The organism is Prochlorococcus sp. G5PB11, assembly GCF_059772425.1.
This window is the reverse complement of the sequence record NZ_CM186287.1, coordinates 1,195,058-1,216,555: the sequence shown is the minus strand read 5'-3', so window position 1 is coordinate 1,216,555 and position 21,498 is coordinate 1,195,058. Positions and strand designations below refer to the sequence as shown.

The 21,498-nt window shown below is 33.1% G+C and carries 13 protein-coding genes and 1 tRNA gene; 7 read left to right on the top strand and 7 right to left on the bottom strand.

What is annotated here, in order from left to right; translation table 11 throughout:
- Window positions 1-51: 51 nt before the first annotated feature.
- A complete protein-coding gene (mutS, locus tag AC6EI0_RS07200) occupies window positions 52-2,802 on the bottom strand; it encodes a DNA mismatch repair protein MutS (protein ID WP_498521909.1) in 2,751 nt (916 codons plus the stop codon).
- 123 nt (window positions 2,803-2,925) lie between these two features.
- On the opposite strand from mutS, the gene psbZ reads away from it, so the two are divergent.
- The 4 genes from psbZ to AC6EI0_RS07180 all read left to right on the top strand — a co-directional run bounded on the left by psbZ (window position 2,926) and on the right by AC6EI0_RS07180 (window position 5,708).
- Window positions 2,926-3,171 carry a photosystem II reaction center protein PsbZ gene (gene psbZ, locus AC6EI0_RS07195; protein WP_498461676.1) on the top strand — a complete coding sequence of 82 codons (246 nt, stop codon included), beginning with the start codon at window positions 2,926-2,928 and terminating at the stop codon, window positions 3,169-3,171.
- Between the two features lie 106 nt (window positions 3,172-3,277).
- Entirely contained in the window at window positions 3,278-3,754 is a 477-nt protein-coding gene (ribH, locus tag AC6EI0_RS07190) for a 6,7-dimethyl-8-ribityllumazine synthase (RefSeq protein ID WP_498521908.1), read from the top strand.
- A gap of 83 nt (window positions 3,755-3,837) precedes the next feature.
- Window positions 3,838-3,909: transfer RNA gene (locus AC6EI0_RS07185), tRNA-Gly, on the top strand.
- 317 nt (window positions 3,910-4,226) lie between these two features.
- On the top strand, window positions 4,227-5,708 hold the full coding sequence (locus tag AC6EI0_RS07180) for a glycosyltransferase (protein ID WP_498521907.1): 1,482 nt from the start codon (window positions 4,227-4,229) through the stop codon (window positions 5,706-5,708).
- 27 nt (window positions 5,709-5,735) lie between these two features.
- Here the strand turns inward: AC6EI0_RS07180 and AC6EI0_RS07175 are convergent, their stop codons facing one another.
- Window positions 5,736-6,200: a GNAT family N-acetyltransferase gene (locus AC6EI0_RS07175; RefSeq protein WP_498521906.1), complete on the bottom strand. Its 465-nt coding sequence runs from the start codon at window positions 6,198-6,200 to the stop codon at window positions 5,736-5,738.
- 228 nt (window positions 6,201-6,428) lie between these two features.
- Between AC6EI0_RS07175 and AC6EI0_RS07170 the strand changes: the two genes are divergently transcribed.
- Together AC6EI0_RS07170 and AC6EI0_RS07165 are read left to right on the top strand one after the other, a co-directional pair.
- Entirely contained in the window at window positions 6,429-7,646 is a 1,218-nt protein-coding gene (locus AC6EI0_RS07170) for a methyltransferase domain-containing protein (RefSeq protein ID WP_498521905.1), read from the top strand.
- Window positions 7,643-11,272 (top strand): glycosyltransferase, encoded by a 3,630-nt coding sequence (locus tag AC6EI0_RS07165; protein ID WP_498521904.1) that lies wholly within the window; start codon window positions 7,643-7,645, stop codon window positions 11,270-11,272. The genes AC6EI0_RS07170 and AC6EI0_RS07165 overlap by 4 nt, the downstream gene beginning before the upstream one ends.
- A gap of 10 nt (window positions 11,273-11,282) precedes the next feature.
- Here AC6EI0_RS07165 and AC6EI0_RS07160 read toward each other — a convergent pair whose 3' ends face one another.
- On the bottom strand, window positions 11,283-12,302 hold the full coding sequence (locus tag AC6EI0_RS07160) for a GDP-mannose 4,6-dehydratase (protein ID WP_498521903.1): 1,020 nt from the start codon (window positions 12,300-12,302) through the stop codon (window positions 11,283-11,285).
- 556 nt (window positions 12,303-12,858) lie between these two features.
- Between AC6EI0_RS07160 and AC6EI0_RS07155 the strand changes: the two genes are divergently transcribed.
- Window positions 12,859-16,410 (top strand): DUF4214 domain-containing protein, encoded by a 3,552-nt coding sequence (locus AC6EI0_RS07155; RefSeq protein WP_498521902.1) that lies wholly within the window; start codon window positions 12,859-12,861, stop codon window positions 16,408-16,410.
- Between the two features lie 84 nt (window positions 16,411-16,494).
- On the opposite strand, the gene AC6EI0_RS07150 is transcribed toward AC6EI0_RS07155, so the two are convergent.
- From AC6EI0_RS07150 to AC6EI0_RS07135, 4 genes are read right to left on the bottom strand one after another with little or no spacing between them, the layout of a single operon-like run.
- The gene (locus tag AC6EI0_RS07150; protein WP_498521901.1) at window positions 16,495-17,544 is read right to left on the bottom strand and encodes an HlyD family secretion protein; all 1,050 of its coding nucleotides are present in this window, start codon (window positions 17,542-17,544) and stop codon (window positions 16,495-16,497) included.
- A 2-nt stretch (window positions 17,545-17,546) separates the two neighbouring features.
- On the bottom strand, window positions 17,547-20,531 hold the full coding sequence (locus tag AC6EI0_RS07145; RefSeq protein ID WP_498521900.1) for a peptidase domain-containing ABC transporter: 2,985 nt from the start codon (window positions 20,529-20,531) through the stop codon (window positions 17,547-17,549).
- Between the two features lie 3 nt (window positions 20,532-20,534).
- Window positions 20,535-21,275 carry a peptidylprolyl isomerase gene (locus AC6EI0_RS07140; protein WP_498521899.1) on the bottom strand — a complete coding sequence of 247 codons (741 nt, stop codon included), beginning with the start codon at window positions 21,273-21,275 and terminating at the stop codon, window positions 20,535-20,537.
- 4 nt (window positions 21,276-21,279) lie between these two features.
- The gene (locus AC6EI0_RS07135) at window positions 21,280-21,459 is read right to left on the bottom strand and encodes a DUF6447 family protein (protein ID WP_498521898.1); all 180 of its coding nucleotides are present in this window, start codon (window positions 21,457-21,459) and stop codon (window positions 21,280-21,282) included.
- Between the last annotated feature and the right edge of the window lie 39 nt (window positions 21,460-21,498).

The window sequence follows — 21,498 nt, the reverse complement described above, 5'->3', positions numbered from 1 at the left end:
TTTTTGAATTCCTGAGTAACTAGCCTATAAATTTTTATTCTTTTGGATTATCTATTTATTATTAAAGCTATTTTCTTCAAGATCGCTCAAGATTTTTCGAGCATTATTTATGACTTCTTTTGGAACTCCTGCCAGTCTAGCGGCTTCAATTCCATAACTTTTAATCGAGCCTCCTTTGGCAACCTTGTGAAGAAAAGTAAGTGAATTCTTATCGTGTTTTACAAGGACTTGAAAATTCTCTACATTTTCATTGAATTCGGAAATTTGATTTAATTCATGATAATGAGTCGCAAAAATTGAACGACTTTTTATTTTTTTTGCCAGAAATTCGCTTACTGACCAAGCAATAGATAAGCCATCAAAAGTTGATGTTCCTCGACCAATTTCATCTAATAAAACTAATGATTTTTCTGTTGCTTTATTAAGAATAAAAGCCGTTTCAATCATCTCAACCATGAAAGTAGATTGACCTGCTGCTAAATCATCTACTGCTCCAACACGGGTAAAAATTTGGTCTGCAATTCCAATTGTGCATGATTTTGCTGGGATCCAGCTGCCAATTTGTGCCATAATTTGTAGCAGACCTACTTGCCTTAAATAACAACTTTTACCGCTTGCATTTGGTCCAGAGAGAATAATTAAATCGGTTTTTGATCCAAGATTGATATCATTAGGTACGAAAAGTTTATCAACAAGAATCTGTTCAACAACTGGATGTCGGCCCTCTACAATTGATAGCTTTCTTGAATGTTTAGAATTTGTATTGTCAACGATATTCGGTTGAACATAATTATTTGTGGCAGCAAGCTCTGCTAAACCAGTCAAAACATCTAAATGTGAAATTGCTTTGGCAGCTTTTCTAATGCTTTTTGCTCTTTTTCCAACAAGAAGTCGAAGTTCACAAAATAAATCATATTCTAGCTGTGATATACGAGCTTTTATTTGGAATATTTTCCCTTCCCTTTCTTTTAATTCGGGGGTTACAAATCTTTCTTCATTAGTAAGAGTTTGTCTTCTGATCCAGTGATCTGGAACATTAGTTGACTTTGCTTTACTGACTGCTAAAAAATATCCAAAGGATCGATGATATTGTAATTTCAAATTATTTATTTTACTTATTTCTTTTTCTTTAATTTCTTGAGCTCTTAGCCATGAATTTTGATCATCAAGTTGATTTCTAAGTCCATCAAGAATCAAATTTATACCATCATAAAATAGACCACCTTCTGTAAGACTTAGTGGAGGGTTTTCTATGATCTCATTATTTATCTTTGATGCAATTTCTATTAAATTTTTATCTAAATCTATAATAGATGAGAAGTATTTAGATTCTTCAAAAATTTCGTTATTCAGATTTTTTGCGAGTAATGGCAAACGATTAATGCCTTCTGCTATTGCTACGAGTTCTCTTGCGCCTGCTTGTTGCGCACTTGCTCGCCCTGAGAGCCGTTCAAGGTCTCCCATCGATCTAAGTATTTTTCGAAGATTTTTTCTTATGGAGGGCGATTTAACTAGTAAAGAAATTATTTCTTGTCTGTTCTGTATTTCATTCACATTTGTTAGAGGTTCTTCAAGCCATCTTCTAATACATCTGCCTCCCATCCCAGTTAAAGTCTTATCTATTGCCCATAATAAAGATCCTTGAAATTGTCCTCCTCTTTGAGTTGAGATAATTTCTAGATTTCTTCTTGTTTGATTATCTATAATTAATCCAGCATTATCGTATTTTATATGTGGATAATCTAAGGATATATGAGTTTTTACTGAATGTTTATTATGACTACTTAGATTGGGATGTGTTTTATTTAGGTATGCAATTAGTCCCCCTAAACTTCTAATTGAAAGAGAATGTGAGGCTAAACCTAGTCCTTCAATATTATTTAAACAATAATAGTTTAATATTGCTCTTTCAGACTCTAATTCTGTAAATGAAGTTTGATTGAACTCGGATATTTTCATTGATCTTGTGTACCATTGACCTCTACTTATTGTATTTTTTTCTGAGATCACCTCAGCTGCTTCTAATTTGATTAATTCTTGTCTTAAATTATTAATTTCTTCTCCTTCTTGTACAACAAGTTCACCCGTGCTGACATCTACTTTCGTAAGGGACCATTGAATAAATTCGGCATTCGAATGAGAGTCAATTAACACTGAAGCCAGCCAATTATTTTTCTTTGCGCTAAGCATTCCCTCTTCTAGAATCGTTCCAGGAGTGATTAATCTTGTAATACCTCTTTTGATTAATTTATTCCCCTTTGATGGGGCAGCCTCCAGTTGGTCACAAATGGCAACTGATAAACCTTTCTTTATTAGTTGAGAGCAATATCTATCCGAAGCATGATGTGGTATTCCAGCCATTGGAATCCGACCAATTTTTTTACCTCCCTCTTTGCTGGTCAGAGTCAGTTCTAAAAGTTCAGAGAGTCTGATGGCATCCTCAAAAAAACATTCAAAGAAATCACCAAGCCTATACAACAAAATTCTGTCTGGATTTTCTATTTTTAGTTCGACATAATGCTTTAGTGCAGGAGTGAGATCATCGATTTTGGGTAACCTGTGATGCGACCATTTGGTTTCTTCAATTTCTGGAACCAATAACCCATCAAAATCTATAAGTTGTTTTTTTTGTGTATTCGTTTTTTTGGCGCGTGGTCTTGATTGAGCGTCATCCTTAAGTTGTTCATTGTCTAGATTATCGTTTGAGATCTTGAAAGAATTATTCTCTTCAGCATTTGATGGAGACGGCTTATCTTCCCCTTCGAAAAGGCTGCCTTGCAATGGATTTGGGCTGGCAGCCATTTAATTAATTACTGTTAGATCAATGCATATTAGAAGAATTAATTTTTTTTGCATGTGAAGCCTCGCTACAAATATTAAGAGGTGGTTCATCAAATCACACTTACATGGGAGAATTATCTGATATTGAGTAATTCTTCTTCAGATTTCTCCCTCATGCTGGCTATTAATTCCATCGTCGCGAACGCACTTTTATTTTCTTCATTGCTTTTGGTAATTGGAGTACCTGTTTTCTACATGACCCAAACAAACCCAGAGGACAATAGAAATCCAAATATTAAAAAGATAGAAATACTTGCTGGTGTATGGTTCCACTTGGTACTTCTACAAGCATTGGTAGGTGAGTACATAACACATCAGATGAGTGTTTAGATACTTTTTGCAATTGAAAATTGCATAAATTGAGAGTTATTTTTCTCAAATGTTTTAAATTTGCTCTCTGGAGGTTACTGTAAGTAAGTAAGTAAGGCCTTAAAAAATGGCGACTTTAGAGGGTACCTTCGAAAATTCATCATCTTTGCGAGTCGGAATAGTAATTGCTCGTTTTAATGATTTAATTACAAATAAACTTTTAAGCGGTTGCCTTGATTGTCTGTCCAGGCATGGCATTGATGTATCTGAATCAAGCTCACAATTAGATATTGCATGGGTCCCTGGTTCTTTTGAACTCCCAATTGTTTCTCAAGGACTTGCTCGTACAGGAAAATATGAAGTTCTAATTACCTTAGGTGCAGTGATAAGGGGAGATACCCCTCATTTTGATGTAGTTGTTTCTGAAGCTAGTAAAGGAATTGCAACTGTCTCTAGGGAAACAGGAATTCCTATCGTTTTTGGAGTTTTGACAACTGATACTATGCAACAGGCTTTGGAGAGAGCGGGAATTAAGAATAATTTGGGTTGGAGCTATGCATTGCAAGCACTTGAAATGGGTTCATTAATGAAAGTGGTTGGTTAAATAATTTTTCAATGAAAAGAAATCAATTGATTATCTTTCTTAAACTATGGCCTATTAATTGGTAACATGTGTGTGGCTCTAATGCGGATGTAGCTCAGTGGTAGAGCATCTCCTTGCCAAGGAGAATGTCGAGAGTTCGAATCTCTTCATCCGCTTCATGCTCAACCAAAATAGGTTTTAGATAATCACGAAAGATATTTCTTAGAGTGAGATTAAATTTGAGTAGTTTTTGGGACTCTGATCATATATGGATAAAATCAGATTAATTTAATTATCCAGCACAAGTGGGTGTAAATTTTTACTATTAATGTTGAAAATATATATTTTCAACTTATTGTTTTGCACTGTTTGTTATTGTGGCTTCCCTATATTTGATATTTCTGAGTTTATTCAAGTTGAGTATTCCAATTAATTAATGATAAATTGCTCATAACAAATAAAATAATAAAGTAAATTATTCATGGGTATTGAATTGGCTGATTCTATTTATTCAAAAGAAAAGCCTCTTTCCCAAATGCGAGTCGCAATAACAGCTATTGATCTTGAGCAGGCTGAGCATCGTGGAATTGCATATTTATCAAAAGGTTTAATAAGGTCTTTGTCTGATCTAGGAGCAGAAGTCTATTTATTAACTGGATTTTATGGTCGACGCTTAAATCCGTTAATGAAATACTCAATGAGTAAACAATCAGTTATGGAAGTTGATTGTGCGGACATTCTTGATCAATTTTGTGATCCATCCAGTCAAATCAAAAAAATAAAAAATAGAAAATATTATGAATTTGATGAAGATTTAATTGTAAAATTAGTTCATAAGCTTATACATTTCAAAAATAAATCACGAATAATTTTTGATTTAGTATTTTCTGTGTTCAGATTTTATCTTAGGAGAGGTAGATTTACGGGGAAATTAATTCATTTATCTAATTTCGAGAATACTCCTTATTTTGGTCAAGAGCGAGTAGATTATCTTTCTAAAATATCGGGTTTTTTATCTATTAGAAATATATATAATTTTACTACTTTAAGAAGTAAAAGATTTTTATTTAAGCCCCCAACTATTGATTTAAGTAAATTAAATATAGACTTGCTGATTACATCTTGTCCGCTGAGTATTGATGTGACAACTAAGACTAAAAATAGCCTTAGTTGTCTTCAGATTATAATGGATTTTATACCTCTTTCTTTCTCTAAACATCCTGATCATCCTTTTGGCTTTTATAATCGCTTAAAAGATGCGATGAAAACAAAAAATTGTTTTATTTCCAAGGCTTCTCGAGAAAAAATATGCCTACTACTTGAAAAACCCTGTTCAAATGATGAGAAAAATATAATTTATCCAATGCCCTCATTGAATATAAATAAGTTACAACTAGCTAGTAAAATAAATGATTTAAGGGGTATTAGTAAAAAATATATTTTATTTAACTCTTCAGTTGTACCAAGAAAAAATCTACATTTTTTAATAAATATATTCCAAAGTAGTGAATTAACTAACAATGGCTTTGATTTATGTGTGGCTGGCAAAATCCATGATGATAAATATGGTATATCTATAAAGAAAATGTGTGAAAGTGATCAGAACATTAAATTGCTGGACTATGTAGACGAAACGGAGAAGGCTTGGCTATTTTTGAATGCTTATGCGTTTGTTTCGCCTTCATGTGTTGAAGGTTTTGGTATACCAGTTTTGGATGCTGCTTCGTTGGGAGTTAGAGTTTTAGTCAGTGATATTCCTTCTCATCGAGAGATTGAAAATCTTGTTGATGCAAATCAGAATTTTCGACTACTTAAACTTTCTAATGTTGATAATTGGATTTATGAATTCAACGCATTAAATAGATTACAATTAGATATGGAAGATGAAATTAAAAATCGTATTTCAAATTTCACGTCAAGCTTTAATCATCTTAAAGAATGTTTCGAAGCAAGCATTTTAGATTTGGTGAATTAGAAAATATTTAATTTTTTACTTTTATAATTAATATTTATCTTTATTTATCATAAGTAATGATTGCTCATTATTTAACTTAAATCCTAATTGTTTATAAAATTCTGAGCTATTCGTAGTCATTAAGTAGATCCTTTCAACAGATTTAATTTTTTTATTTGTTAAAATTGCTTCTATTATTAATTTACCAAAACCTAGACCTTGACGGTCTGAAGCAATCACCACATCCCATAATACAGCCCTGAATACTAGATCACTTGTGGCCCTTCCAAAACCTATTAACTGATTTTTATGCCAAAGGCTTACTACAACGGTGCTATTTGAAAGCATTTTGCAAATTTGTTTTGTATTTCTGCCCCGAGCCCAAAAAGTGTTTTCATTCAGAAAAGATTGAAGTTTTTCCAAGCCATTCGTGGGCATAAGCCTTGGACCCATACCAAAAAGTCTGAGCCCAGGTGCAGTCGGGGCATGTTGAACTAGTGATATGATGTTCATTACAAATTATCTAAGACCTCTAATTACTTAATAATACTTCCAGAAGGATTCATTTTTGTATGTCTCACAATAGAACAAGGATTTTAAAGATTTAAATATTCGCTCAGAGATTAATCGTATGACTATCCTTTGACTTGTAATATGATCATGTAATCTAATTGTTTAGGATTATCTCTAAAGATCAGAAACTATGATTAATTGTAGATTGAGCTGAATTAATTACTTATTATGGATTCAGATTTTTATATAGAATTCGAAAATAACTTTCGTGGAAGTCGAGAACAAATAATAAATGTTCTTTCTAATTATGATGGTTTAATAGATTATATTTTAAATATTGATGATACACCTTCTCTTTTAGATATAGGCTCTGGTAGAGGTGAATGGATTCAGAAATGCAATGGCAAGGGTTTTAAATCTATAGGTTTAGAGTTAGATCATAAAATGGTCGAAGATTGCAAAAAAAGAAATCTAAATATCATACAAGGTGACGCGTTAGCATTGTTAGATAATTTTTCTGAAGATAGTTTTTCTTTAGTCAGTGCTTTTCATGTTATTGAGCATATGAATCATGGAAATATTAAAGAGCTTCTTATTAAATCAAAACGAATTTTAAAGCCTAGTGGTTTACTTATTTTAGAGACACCTAGTATTGACAATCTCCTTGTTTCTTCTAAATCCTTTCATATTGATCCTACGCATATCAATCCAATTCATCCTGACTTATTAGCTTTCATGATAAAAAGAACTGGCTTTGATAAATGTAAATATTATTTTATCAATGGAGGTCCATTACAAAACTCGGAACCTGATTCAATGACAAGGATATTTAATGGAGTTGCGCAAGATCTTGTTTTAATAGCAACAAAAGCTAATCTTTCCGAAGATTCAAATTTTGATGATTTTAGGCTTATTAAAAGAGATATGAGGTTGGGAATAACTTCTTTAGAAGCTGCAATCGATTTTGATAATTATTCAAGGAATCGATACGCTCAATATGATGAAGCTATTTTCCTAATGCGAAAACAGATTATAGTTCTAGAAAGACAATTAAAATATTTTAGCAGTCTTTATGATAAGAGATTTTTCCCTATTCTTTTTAAGACAATTAAAAAGTTACAAAGATTGATCTTTGCTTTTAAGGTTCGATTAAAAACTTCAATTAAAATTTTAATGCGTTCTTTTAATAATAGTAAATTTTACGTTTCTATTATTAAAAGAACATATAAAATTGAATATCTCTTTTATATTCTTAGATATATAGAAAAAATCATTGATAATTTTGGCTTCCGAATATATCAATATAAATTTGTAAAAAGAAGTAAAAAGAGCAAGGAAGACTCTGTATTAGTTTCAGATCATGATAGATATTTAGAGACTTACTTTAATTCATCTGAAGATGCTAAGAAAATTCTTGAGGATTTAACTAGGTGTTCTAAATTATGAAAATTGTAATTGATTTACAAGGATTACAAAGGGATGGAAATCGTAAAAGAGGAATAGGTAGATATTGCTTGGATTTGACAAAATCTTTGATAAACTTTTATCCAGAAAATGAATATATCTTGTTTACGAATTCTGGATTATCTGATTTGAGAAATTCTTTTTCTGAAGAATTTAATAATCAAAAATTTAATTTAACTTACTTTAATTGTCCAACAGTTGGTGATATTAATGATACTTTCGTTGGAAAATATTCAATGCTTTGGTTATCAATACAATTAAGAAGTTATGCATTATCAGTGATTGATGCCGATGTTATATTAATTACAAGCTTTTTTGATGGATTTAGAGATAACAGTCTAGTAAGTCTTAGTGGTGACTATAAACTACCTCCTGTGGTATCAATTATCTATGATTTAATACCTTTAATTCATAGTGATCAGTATTTAAGTTCTGATCCAGAATATAAGCTTTTTTATCTCGACAAAATTAAGCAATTATCAAGCTTAGATGCACTGCTTTCTATTTCGAAATCCTCTTTAGAAGAGGCTTGTAAGTATTTAGAAATAAACCCTAAATTTATCTATAATATTTCAGCTGCCTGCAACGAAAAAACATTTTCACTGCAACTTCCCAATTCTGATTTCGATAGAAAAGATCTAGGAAGATTTTTATTATATTGTGGAGCCACTGATCCCAGGAAGAATTTATCTCGATTAATAGAAGCTTACTCATTACTCCCTTTAGATATTATATTTAAGCACAAATTAGTTTTAACTGGACCTTATACAGAGGAAGAAATATTACTCATTAAGGAATGGATAATTTATTTTGGTCTATCTCCTGAATATGTTGTATTTCTTGGATATGTAACTGATATCCAACTTGCTAACTTATATAGGAATTGTTATTTATTTGTTTTTCCTTCATTGCACGAAGGATTTGGTTTGCCAGTATTAGAAGCAATGAATTGTGGTGCTCCTGTAATTGCTTCTAATCTCACCAGTATGCCAGAGATTATTGGCAACAAGAGCTTTCTTTTTGATCCACATAACGCAAAAGATATCTCATACTTAATTTATAAATGCCTCACAAATAATACTTTCTATCATTCTCTATGTGAAAATTCTGAAGTAAGAAAAAAATTTTTTTCATGGAAGAATACATCTGACAAAACTATAAATTCACTAAAGAAAATCATACTTAGGATAAAAATGTCCTCTAAAAATAGCCACCATGATATTAAGTCTTTAATTTCTACACAATATGATATCTTAAGGTTTAATTTACTGAAAAGTCCATTAATTAAAGAAAAAAGTAAGTTGAATCTCGACAATATTAAGCTTTTTTCTTCGGCTATATCAATAATTAACCAACAATCAAATAAAATACAACTTATTAGGCAAGAAAAAAAAGAAAAAAAATTTACATGGCGTATTGAGGGACCATTTGACTCTACATATAGTTTGGCAATTTTAAATAAGAATTATGCCCTAGCAATGTATGATTTAGGGCAAGACGTTGTACTAAACTCTACAGAAGGCCCAGGTGACTATGAACCAGATTCTAATTTTTTGGAGAGAAATAAAATAATAAAAAATCTTTTTAATAAATCGAAGGAAACCAATCAAGATTTTTTTATTTGTACGAGAAATTTATATCCACCAAGAGTTCATGATTCCAAAGGTGTAATCAATTTATTACATGCTTATGGTTGGGAGGAGTCAATGTTCCCACATTCTTGGGTCAGGGATTTTAATACTTACTTAACAGGTATGACTGTTATGTCATCAGAAGTAAAAAAAATTCTTATTGATAATGGAGTGAATGTTCCTATTTCTGTTTGTGGCTTAGGAGTAGATCATATCGATAAGATTGAAGGTTCATCTTCTGAGCTGATTGAAGAGAATAAATTTACTTTTTTGCACATATCATCATGCTTCCCAAGGAAGGGTATTGAAAGTTTGTTGGAAGCATATTTTCAATCATTTCAGTCTAAAGATGATGTGATTTTGATTATAAAAACTTTTAAAAATCCGCATAATAATACTCATGAGATTCTCAATTCTTTAAAAAAGAATAACCCCAGTCCACCTGAGGTTTTAATTTTAGAGAAAGACTTACTTCCTTCTGAACTAAAATCACTTTACTTATCCAGTAATGCACTTGTAGCTCCAAGCCATGGGGAAGGTTTTAATTTAACCGTAGCAGAAGCAATGAGAGTTGGTCTTCCTGTAATTACAACGGGTTGGGGTGGCCATACAGACTTTTGTAATGCTCAAAATTCTTTTTTAGTTGATTTTTCTTTTGAATACTCTAATTCACATTTGGATTTATTTTCATCAGTTTGGGCTAGACCTTCTGTTGATCATTTATCGAAACTTATGAAGGAAGTATATTTTTTAAGTGATGAAAAAAGGCTTGTTAAGATTGAGTCTGCTAAGGAGTCAATTTCTAAATATACATGGAACCAAGTAGCAGAAAAAAATTTAAATTTTGTCAAAAGTTTAAATAATAATTTTGTTCATCAGACATCTAAGGTTGGTTGGATATCTACTTGGAATACAAGATGTGGTATCGCTACATATTCTGAACATTTGTTGTCACATTTAACTCAAGATTATCTTGTTTTTGCGCCCAATGTTGATCTTCAAAATCAAGAAAAAGTTATTAGATGTTGGGATATGGGTTGTGATAATTTGGAGATGCTATTTAATCAAATTATATCTAATAAAATTACATCAATTGTTTTGCAATTTAATTATGGTTTTTTTGAATTCAATTATTTATCTGATTTTATTAGGAAAATTCACTCTAAAAAGATAAAAATAATTATTTTTCTTCATTCAACAATAGATCCTAAAATAGATAAGACAAAAAGAATATTTGAGATGAAGGGTGCTTTGTCTTTATGCGATAGATTACTAGTTCATACACCTTCAGATTTAAATCGTTTGAAGCAAATAGGATTAGTTGATAATGTTTCTTTATTTCCGCATGGTGTATTAGATTTTAATTTAGACGATAAACAATCTAAACATAAAGAAAAGACAAAAAAAGTTATTCATTACTCAACATATGGGTTCTGTTTGCCAAATAAAGGTTTTCCCGAATTAATTGAAGCTATTAGTATTTTAGTTCAAGAAGGTTTCCCATGTCGTTTATCACTTTATTCTTCATTATATGATTCTAATTCATCTTTATTATTTTCTAAACACCTTGTCGATTTGATTGATAAAAAAAACCTTAATAAATATGTCAGAATAAATACTACTTTTATGAGTGATAATGAAACTTTAAAAAAACTATCAAGCACAGACTTAGTAGTTTTTCCATATCAGTCTACGAATGAATCAGCCAGTGGAGCTGTCAGACAAGCAATATCATCATTGACTCCTGTTGCAGTAACACCTTTATCAATTTTTGATGACGTCTTACCGGTTGTCTATAAGCTTCCTGGTACCACACCAGAACTAATTGCTCAAGGACTCAAAGATTGGTCTTTAAATTTTTTTGGAAATGCCATCACTGACCATGAAATAGAATGGCGTAAACAGCATTCTTTTCAAAAATTAGGTTATAGATTGCAAGGCTTAATAAAAAGTCTTGAGGTGAATGAAAGAATGTAGGAAAAGTTGTTTAAGATGATTTCTCAGCCTTCATTTTGTGTTCTAAAAGTTTAGTAATAATTTGATCAATATTTATCTTCGATTTCCATTTTAGCTTTTCTTCAAGTGGCTTAGGATCTCCAAAACTCTTTGATGCTTCATCTTTTCGTTTTAATGATTCATCAATACATATGTGATCCTTCCAATTTAGATTTAATTTACTATAAGTAATATCTATAAATTCAAGTAATGATGTTAATTTACCTGTGCAAATAACATGATCTTCTTTATCACCGTTATTTAATATAATTTGCATAGCTTCTACGTATTCCTCTGCCCAGCCCCAATCCCTTTTGATATTAATATTACCTAAGTTGATTTTATGATTTTTATTCTTTTTTGCTCTTACCGCACCAGAAATAATTTTATGAGTTACAAAACTTTCATTTCTAAGTTGGGACTCATGATTAAATAATATTCCAGTAATGCAATGTAAATTAAAATTTTCGCGATAAAACTTTACTAATTTAAAACTAGTTTGTTTACTTATTGCGTATGGACTTATGGGATTTTGTGGGTGGTTTATATCAGCTGCACTTTCTGTTGAACCAAACATTTCGCTGCTTCCAGCGAAAAATATTTTTCCTTCAAACTTTAGACTTTTTGATACATCTAGTATATTTAAGGTACCATTGATGATGCTTTCTGCCGTTTCTTTTGGTATTAAGTAAGATTTTCCTACTGATGATTGGCCTGCTAAATTATAAATCTCTTTTGGTTGATATTTAGTAATAAGTTTTTTTAGAATTGCTCCATCTTTGACGTCTCCAGAATGTAAGTCTATTTTTTTTTCTATTCCTAGGCTTTTCAGAGATTCAGATTCAGATGAATTTTGTTTGCTTAAGCCTATTACTTTGTAATTTTTTTGAATGAGCGATTTGCAAATCAAAGCTCCATCTTGACCTCTTGCACCAAGCACTAGGGCTGTTTTGCTAGACAAAACCTGCTTTGCATTTCTTTTATTTTTCTCATTTTCTAAGTAAAATGACAATAAAATTTAATGAACATAATATTTTTGAATTACTTGGATCTGTTCCTTTTCGAGTAAAGCATCATTAAAGCTTCGTTTTTTTTAGCTGGTTGGATGCCTCAGCAAAGAATCCGGTTCATGGTGTGCACTTTTTGATGTGCACAGTGTGTTTCTCTGTTTTTTGAAATTTTCAAGAAATTTTCTCTTCAGAGATTTAGATATATTATCAATAATAAAACTTAAGAACTATTTAATAGCAACGGTTATGACTTGTTTTTTTTAGGCTTAATGTTTTTCAACTAATTAATTTTGCACGGTTTGATCTGTGTATCTTTTGGGCGATTTTTCATGGAAGGATGTTCAAATACCCACAAAATTCAATGAAATACTAATCAAACTCTTGATTATCAACACTAATCATATATAGTTTGTCGGAATTCCGAATGGGGTTCTCGTCTCTCTAATTGGAGATACTGAATTCCTTTCCATTTGCCAGACCCATAATTCCGGGTTTCTAGGCAGCCGCAACTTCTGCGGAAACCCCACCCTCAAACTTACATTTCTTAATCTTCAACTAATGGCCCTAACAGAATCACAAATTCAGGAGCTTTACGTAGCTTACTTTGGCCGTCCGGCTGATGTTGAAGGTAAGGCTTATTGGTCTGGCTCTTCTACTGGTATTTCTACAGTAGAAGGTTTTGCTGCAAATATGCATTCTCAAGCCGAGTTCCAAGATGCTTTTGGTTCGAAAAAAGCAGCTACACAAGTTAATGAGATTTATCAAAATCTTTTCAGCAGAGACGCTGATGCTGCTGGCTTGGAATACTGGACAGGTCAAATAGCTAATGGTTCTCTTAAGCTTGCTGAAATAGCTGTTCACTTAATTTGGGCGGCAAAAAATAATACAGGTGGTGCTGCTGATAAGACTGCATTAGAAAATAAAGTTGCAGCTGCAACTGCTTTTACAGCTGATGTTGCTGCTGATGCAACAGCTCAACTTGCTTATACAGCTGACGATGCTACTGCATTCACCACAGCTAAAACATTCCTAGCAGGGGTTTCAACTACTGCTGCTACAGCTGCTGAAATTGATACTCAAGTTTCAACAATAAAAACTGACTACGCAGGAAATGGTGGCAGCACATATAACTTGACAACTTCTGCAGATTCAATAGTTGGTACAGATAAGAACGATACGATCAATGCAGTCGTTGACGGAGATACAACTGCTTCTGAGACATTTACAGCCCTTGATACTATCGACGGAGGTAAAGGTGTAGATACACTTAGAGTCGTTTTCAACGATGATGGAGGAGCAGGAACTACTAATTCTTTCCCAGTTTCCTCTGTATCTAATGTAGAGACATTTGACATCAAGAATCTTGATGTCACTTCAGGTACAGCTCTAACAATCGACTTCGGTACCATCTCAGGTGAAACAACTGTTGCAAATAACCTTTCATCGGATGATGTCATCTTTAATAATCTTGATAAAGGTACAACTGGCCAAATAATTGGTAACGGAGGATCTGCAAATACTGTCGCTTCAACTTTTGATTACGCAGATGCTGCAACTTCAGCAACAGTTGAATTGAAAGATGGAATTGATAATGGAGCATTATCAATCACTGGAGGAAAACTAACGTCAGTAACCATCAAGTCATCTGGCGCTAAAAATGATATTGATGCTCTAACTCTTGCAGCTTCAACTACATCCCTAACAATTGATGCATCTTCAGGGTTCCAAACCAATGGTACGCATGATTTAGGTAAGGTTGCAAAGCTAACCATTACTGGATCAGGTGATGTTGATTTAAATGCAAATGCATTAGACGTAGATACAGATACTATCGACGCTTCAGCTTCTACTGGAGATGTTGATGTTACAGCCGGGAACGTAGCTGCCAACACTGCTGCTACCGGTGCAACTATCACTGACGTCACTGACCTAACAATCACAACAGGTTCAGGAAATGATCAGATTAGTTTTAACAGCGATGCCAATGATGAGGTAGACATATCTGCTGGAGCAGGAAACGACACAGTTACAGCAACTAGGGCCTTAGTTGCCGCAACTACTACTAAGGTTGCAGACATTATTAATGGTGGTGATGGTACTGACATCCTGTATATGGCTACTGGGGTTGCTGATGGTCATGTTGCAGTAACTACAGTTACTAATTTTGAAGAATTATCAATTGGTACAGCTGCAAATGCTAACGATGTAGTTCTAAAGAATATTCAGGCTACTGGTTTCAACACAGTAAACGCAGTAGGTGGAGTTATTAATGGTTCTGATATCACATTTACTACAGGATCAGTTGGTATTCTAAATCTTCAAGATGCATCCACATCTAGTCAGGCACATACAGTGCAGATGGGTGGTACTGGCACTTCAGATGAAGTTCAGATCATTAACGAAAACACTGCAGCAGAAGACACATTTAATGGTCATAACATCACCGCAACCGGTATTGAGACATTAACAATTGATGTAGGTGCAAAAGCAGCTCAAACCATTGGAACCATTGGTGGTGCATCGACTGGTTTAACTGCATCAACCACTGATTTAACTGTTAAATTCACAGGTAGTAAAGGACTCACAGTTGGCGCCATTACAGCTGATCACATTGATGCATCTGCTTTAACCGGAGCTTTCTCAAATGACGGAAATTCTTTTGTGGCTACCGGTACTGCAAGTTCTATAAAAGGTGGTTCCAAGGCTGACACTATTGATGGTGATGACGATACAGCAACTATCATCTACGGTAACGGTGGTAATGACACGATAGTTGGAGGTTCTGCTGCTGATACTATTTATGGTGGAGATGGCAATGACAACATCACTGGAGACAACGGTGCTGACAAGATTTATGGAGAAGCAGGTAACGATACGATTACTATGACTGATGGACTAGCTACTATTGAAGGTGGCGCAGGCAATGACACAGTTGTTGCTTCTACTCACTCGGCATACGGAGTAACTGTTAAAGGTGGTGAAGGAACTGACACTCTTTCAGTGGGTGAGGATGAGTCAGCAGCAGCTTTCGGTATTTACTCTGAATTTGAAACATTGCTCTTAGCAGCAGCTGGCACTGCATATGACCTTCGTGATTTCGGTAATAACACCTTTACAACAGTTGCTGTAGGTGGAGTTGGGGCAACAACAATCACTGGTGCAGGAAGTGAGGTTTTCTGTATTAACGACAATATGACTGGTGACTTCACCATTACTAAAGTTGATGCTACAGGTTCTTCAGATGTAGTGAATATCAAAGTCCAAACCGACTCTAATGGCAACGCTACTGATACCACGAATGAATTCGTACTAACAGGATTTGAGACTATTAATCTTGAGTCTGACGATAATCTGACAACCAATGGTAACCTCGAGAATACTGCTCAGCTAAATGCAGCTAATGCAACTACTCTTACTATTACTGGTGATTCAGGATTAATTATTGGAGCTGCGTCTGGAACAGCTCTCAAAGCATTGACTACTGTTGATGCTTCTGGTCTTGTTTTAGATAAGGTTACTGATAAGGGTTTGACTTACACTTCTACAAAAGACCAAGTAGGAGCTTCCCTTACTGTTACTGGTACAAATGGAGTTGATACCATCACTACCAATGGGGTAGAGGCTAATAACGTTATTAGCGCTGGAGATGGTGCTGATGTCCTGAACTACGCTGGTGGTACTCACACCTTCACTGGGGGAGCTGGTAAAGATACTTTCCAGTTCACTACAGCTGCAGCTGCTCACGGTTCAAAAACAGTTCATTTGACAATTGCTGACTTGACAGCTGGAGACAAAATTGACTTCACCAATGTTGTTGACGGTAACACTCTTGCAGAGGATACGAATGGTCTAGGAGCTGCGATTTCTCTTGGATCAACTTCTACTCTTCAAAATTACATGGATCAAGCAGCTTCAGCTACTACTGGTGCTACAACAGGTCTTATTAAATGGTTCCAGTACAGTGGCGACACTTACATTGTTATTGACAACAGTAATGATGCAACATTTGACACCACTACTACTGTTGACGCACTTACTAAGATCACAGGTCTAGTAGATCTATCTAAATCTACAGTTGGCGCATCAGATGATGTTTTGACTATTGTTTAATGACCTCAAAAAAAACCCCTTGCTTTTGCGAGGGGTTTTTTTGTGGAATTTTTTAATTTCGAAGAGCGATAGTAGCTATATCTATTAGAGTGATCTTAAAGAGTCAGCTTTATCTTGAAATACTCCAAGAAGTAATTGCAAATAAGATACTTTTCTGAGTTTGATATTTGCAGTAAGACTCATACCTGCTTGTAGGGGTAATTCATCTCCATTTTTAAGCTTAAGGAATTGATCTTGAAGTTCCACATTTGCTGGAAATCTATATCCTTTATTTAAAGATGGTTCGGGTGATAAAGCATCAGAGCTTATCCGTTTGATTTCTCCTCCAATGACACCAAAATCAGAAGCTGGGAATGAGTCAATACTTAGGTCTGCTTTTTGACCCACCTTAACGAAACCAATAGAGCGGCTATCTATTTCTATTTTTGCTCTTAATTTATTCAATGGAACAATTTTCATGATTGGTTCACTGCTTTGAGCAACAAAACCAACTTCTTGAGGTTTTAAGTCAAATACTTTTCCTTTTATTGGAGAAATAATATTTTGATATTTCAATGTAACTTCATTTCTTTTTATTTGATTTTCAATTTCAGCTACTTTATTTTTTTGTTCTAAATATTGCAATTCAGCAACTGCGCCTTCATCAGCGAGAAACTTTATTCTTTTAAGAACTTCTTTATTCAAATCATAGTTTTTTTTCAACCATTCTTGGTCTGATTCTGAGATTTCCGTGTCTAGTTTTATAAGAATTTGACCTTTGTTTACTGTTTCCCCTTCTTTTACAAGAATTTCTTGAGTAATCCCTTGCATCGGCATTTGGATATCTATTACACCACCAATTGGTTCTAACTTTCCTTGGACGATAACTATCTCTTCTGTTTTTGCCAATGAGAGCCACCCAATGCCAAATACAGTACCTCCAATAATGCTTAGTGTTATTGCTTTTACCCAAAGATTTGTTTGTTGAAGAACAACTTCATGATCTTCAGTTTTTACTTTTTTTTCTAAATATGTTTGAAAATTATTAATCTGCTGATTGGCATTATTTATTTGTTTTAAAATAAAATCCTTTTTTTTATTAAGATCAAGATCATTTTTTAATGATTTTATTTTTTTGATTAATTCCCGTTTCATTTCTAACTACTCTCTTGTTGTCTAAATAATGCATAGTACCTTCCTTTTAAATCCATAAGTTCACTATGAGTACCTATTTCACTAATTGTACCTTGATGCATCATTACTATTTTGTCTGCATTTTTGATTGTGCTGAGCCTATGAGTAATAAAAAGTACTGTTGTATTTTGATAGTTTTCTTTAATATTGTTGCATACTTTACTTTCTGATTCATAATCTAGTGCGCTAGTTGCTTCATCCATAATTAGCATTCTTGGCTTACTCAATAAAGTTCTCGCGATTGCAATTCGCTGTTTTTGCCCGCCTGATAATCTCGAACCTCTTTCTCCAACATCACTGCTATAACCTTCTGGGAGGCTCATAATGAAATCATGAGCGTTAGCAAGCTTTGCTGCGTTGACAATTTCATCGGCACTAGTTTGTGGATTTGTGACCGCTATATTTTCACTAATAGAACCAGAAAAAAGTAGTGGTTCCTGAGGCACAATCCCTATCTGTCGTCTTACAGAGTAAAGCTCAGTTTTACTTACATCGTATCCATCTATAAGGATCTTTCCAAATTCAAGATCATAAAGTCTTGGTAACAGTTTCATTAGAGTGCTTTTACCACTTCCACTTTGACCAGCTATTCCAACAAATTCCCCTGCTTTAATACTTAGATCAATATTCCTTAGTATTGCTTCAGAGCCTTTCTCGAAGCTAAAAGAAACATCTTTAAATTCAATATTTCCTTTTACTTCGGGCAAAGGTATATTTGCTTTATCGTTTTCATTAGATTCTTCTGGAGTATCAACAATATCTGCCAATCTCTCGAAAGAAATTTTTAATTGCTGATAATTTTGCCAAAGTGTACTAAGTCTTAAAAGTGGTTGGGTTACATAACCAGAAATAATTCTGAATGCGATTAATTGCCCTAAACTCATTTGTCCTTTTAGAACCAAAGAAGCTCCTATCCAAAGCACTAAAAGTTGGGATAGTTGTTGTAAAACCTGACTTGTCTGTTGTAAAGATGTCCCAGTTATTATTTGAGCAAAAGAACGTGAAATAAAACCGGAGTACAAATCTTGCCATTTCCAACGACTTACAGTTTCTACATTTTGAGCCTTTACTGTTTGAACACCAGTCAGAATTTCAACTAGATGACTCTGAGTTTTTGCATTTTGATTAGCTACTCCTCTAATTTGTCTTCTGATAATGGGGGAGCCCAAAAGTGTAATTCCTATTTGAATTGGTACTACTGCTAAAGCAATGAAAGTCAGTAACCAACTGTAAATAACCATGACAACAATATAAATAATTGAAAAAACTGCATCCAATAAAGTTGTAAGTGCTTGTCCTGTCAGGAATTCTCTGATTTTTTCAAGCTCGCTGATTCTGCTACTAAGTTCTCCAACAGGTCTGCGGTCAAAATATTTAAGTGGTAACCTTAAGAGGTGATCTATTACTTCTGCACCCAATCTGGTATCAATCCTATTTGTGATTTCAGCGAATAAAAATGTTCTTAGACTTCCTAATATCCCCCCTAAAATAGTTACGACAACAAGTGCAATTCCAAGTACTTGTAATGTATCAAGACTTCTTTGAGATATTACTTTATCAATAATGACTTGAATAAGCAGTGGATTTGCTAGTCCAAAAAGTTGGACAATAAACGATGCTATTAAAACTAATATTAGGCCGCCTTTGAATTTTTGTATTGATGGTGAAAACCAAGATAATCCAAAGTTTTTATTTGGTGTTAGATTAGACTTCTCTACAGTTATTAAGTCAATAACATCTTTAAAATTATCATCAAAATCTTTTGGTTTTATATGAACTAAACCATCTAAAGGAGAAGCAATTAAGAGGCCATTTGAGTCGCTTTCTCTTATTATTGCAAATGATTTTTTCCAGGTAATTAAAGAAGGAGTGGGAAGTCTTGACGCAAACTTTTTAGGGACTTTCATGTTAGCAGCATGAAGACCCATCATGGAGAGAATTCCTCCGCATAATTGAATGGACATAGAATTTGTACGATCAAATTCGTCTTTTATGACTTTCTCTATTGAGTCTTTTCGAAATGCTATTTCTAATTCTTTCGCTAACATTTGGAGACAAGCAATTGTTTCTTTTATTTCTCCTTGAGCTTTGATTAATTCAAATTTTTGTGGTAACTGATAATTTCCTTGTTTGATTAGATTGCTTTTCTCTGGCAATATATTTTTGGAATTACTTGTTGGATAAGTATCATTATTTGTTATTAATTGATTTGATTTATTTAATTCATTATTTGATGTGTAATTTATTATTTTATTATATATTTCTTTTGGAATAGAAATTAATCTCTCTCTAAATGGTGCTTTTGCTTTTATATTTGAAATATTTTCAATATGATTACCAATTTCTTTGTTTTCTATATTACTACTACCTACAATGACTACTTCATTAGATTGAATAGCTTGATCAAGCTTTAACTTACATTTCTGGTATAAGAAATTGAATACAATCTTACCTGTTAGGTTATCTTTAGCAGACTTATCAATTATTTTTTTGGCAACATCATATACTTCGCAAGGTTGAAGTTTTGAATCACACCATTCTTTGAAGCTAGGATTTGAGGTATAAAGATTAAGTATAGATTGGTCTGTAAAAGCAATAGTAAGAACTTTTGAAGATGCATTTACTTGTTCACATGCCTCTTGTCTTAAAATAGAAGCTATTCCAATTAATGAACCTTGTCCTAACTTCGCTATAGTTATAGGATTATTAGCTTCCTTCCCAATTAATCTGGCTTCTCCTTGAAGAATAATATGTATTAAATTGGGAATAATATCCATATCGCATATAGGCCTGCCCATTTCAAATTCAATAATTTTTGCTTGCGATGCAAGATTTCGAATTTCATTTTCGGAAGATTCCTTGAAAATATTAATCTGCTTGATTATTGTTTCTATTCTTTTTGAATTTTCTGATTTTGAATTAGTAGTATTAGTATTATTTTCAGTCATTTTTTAATAATCTTTTTTGTGAGTTGTTGAGAAAGAATTGAGTAAATTACTGATTTCTTTATTGGTTTTTTCAGTCAAGTCTTCTTCAAAGAGTTGCTTTGACAGTTCAAGTTTCATGTTTTCATCTAGCTTTGCTTCATTTATAGATTCGAGCCGAAGAACTATCCAGAATTCTTCTACTCTAAAAGGCTTGTTAACTTCTCCTATTCTACTTGTTTTTAGCATTTGGGTCAGAGTTGGATGACCTTGTCCTATTTGTATAGGTCCAACTTGTCCTTGGGTGTCTTTCTCAGATCCAAGTGAGAACTGTTTTGCTAAATCTCCAAATGCCTTAGGTTCTTCTTTGATTCGAAGATATATCTCTTGTGCGTGAAAAAAATCTTGGACTCTTATAAGACTATAAGTGACTTTGCTAATCATATCTTTTCTTTCTAGGAATATTTGTTCAGTTCTATGAGAAAAATTACTTAAACAATATTTGTTTATTTTAATTGGTCGTGAAATATCGTTAAAGAAATCTTCTTTACTTATATTCTTTTTTTTTAACCACTCATCAAACTCTGATTCGGTACTTATTTTTTCTTTGTCAAAAATCATTTCTTTAATATTATTTTTCTCTTCTTTTGTTAATATAACTTTTTCAATAACTTCACTTAAAAGCTCTTTTTTTATCAAGACTTCTAAAAGCTGATTCTTAATTAATAATTCAGTTATTTCCTTCGTTAATATATTAGTTACTTTCATTATTCTATATTGCTTTCTCAATAGCTTTTGAATAGGCTATCTCAGCAGTTTTAAAAGCAGCAAGTTTTGCATTGAGTCTAACAATTTCACTTTGAACAAATTTTAAGCTAGCTATTTGGTTTTTAGCATTTTCGGACAGTTTGTCTACGTCATAGCTTTTATCGTTGATTTTAATTTCAGGCATTTGGGTTGTCGATTTTGAATGACTAATCTAGCACTTGGC

Coding starts and splice junctions, on each gene's coding strand:
- mutS (WP_498521909.1), bottom strand. CDS start 2,802: ATGGCTGCCAGCCCAAATCCATTGCAAGGCAGCCTTTTCGAAGGGGAA.
- ribH (WP_498521908.1), top strand. CDS start 3,278: ATGGCGACTTTAGAGGGTACCTTCGAAAATTCATCATCTTTGCGAGTC.
- AC6EI0_RS07175 (WP_498521906.1), bottom strand. CDS start 6,200: ATGAACATCATATCACTAGTTCAACATGCCCCGACTGCACCTGGGCTC.
- AC6EI0_RS07170 (WP_498521905.1), top strand. CDS start 6,429: ATGGATTCAGATTTTTATATAGAATTCGAAAATAACTTTCGTGGAAGT.
- AC6EI0_RS07165 (WP_498521904.1), top strand. CDS start 7,643: ATGAAAATTGTAATTGATTTACAAGGATTACAAAGGGATGGAAATCGT.
- AC6EI0_RS07155 (WP_498521902.1), top strand. CDS start 12,859: ATGGCCCTAACAGAATCACAAATTCAGGAGCTTTACGTAGCTTACTTT.
- AC6EI0_RS07150 (WP_498521901.1), bottom strand. CDS start 17,544: ATGAAACGGGAATTAATCAAAAAAATAAAATCATTAAAAAATGATCTT.
- AC6EI0_RS07145 (WP_498521900.1), bottom strand. CDS start 20,531: ATGACTGAAAATAATACTAATACTACTAATTCAAAATCAGAAAATTCA.
- AC6EI0_RS07140 (WP_498521899.1), bottom strand. CDS start 21,275: ATGAAAGTAACTAATATATTAACGAAGGAAATAACTGAATTATTAATT.
- AC6EI0_RS07135 (WP_498521898.1), bottom strand. CDS start 21,459: ATGCCTGAAATTAAAATCAACGATAAAAGCTATGACGTAGACAAACTG.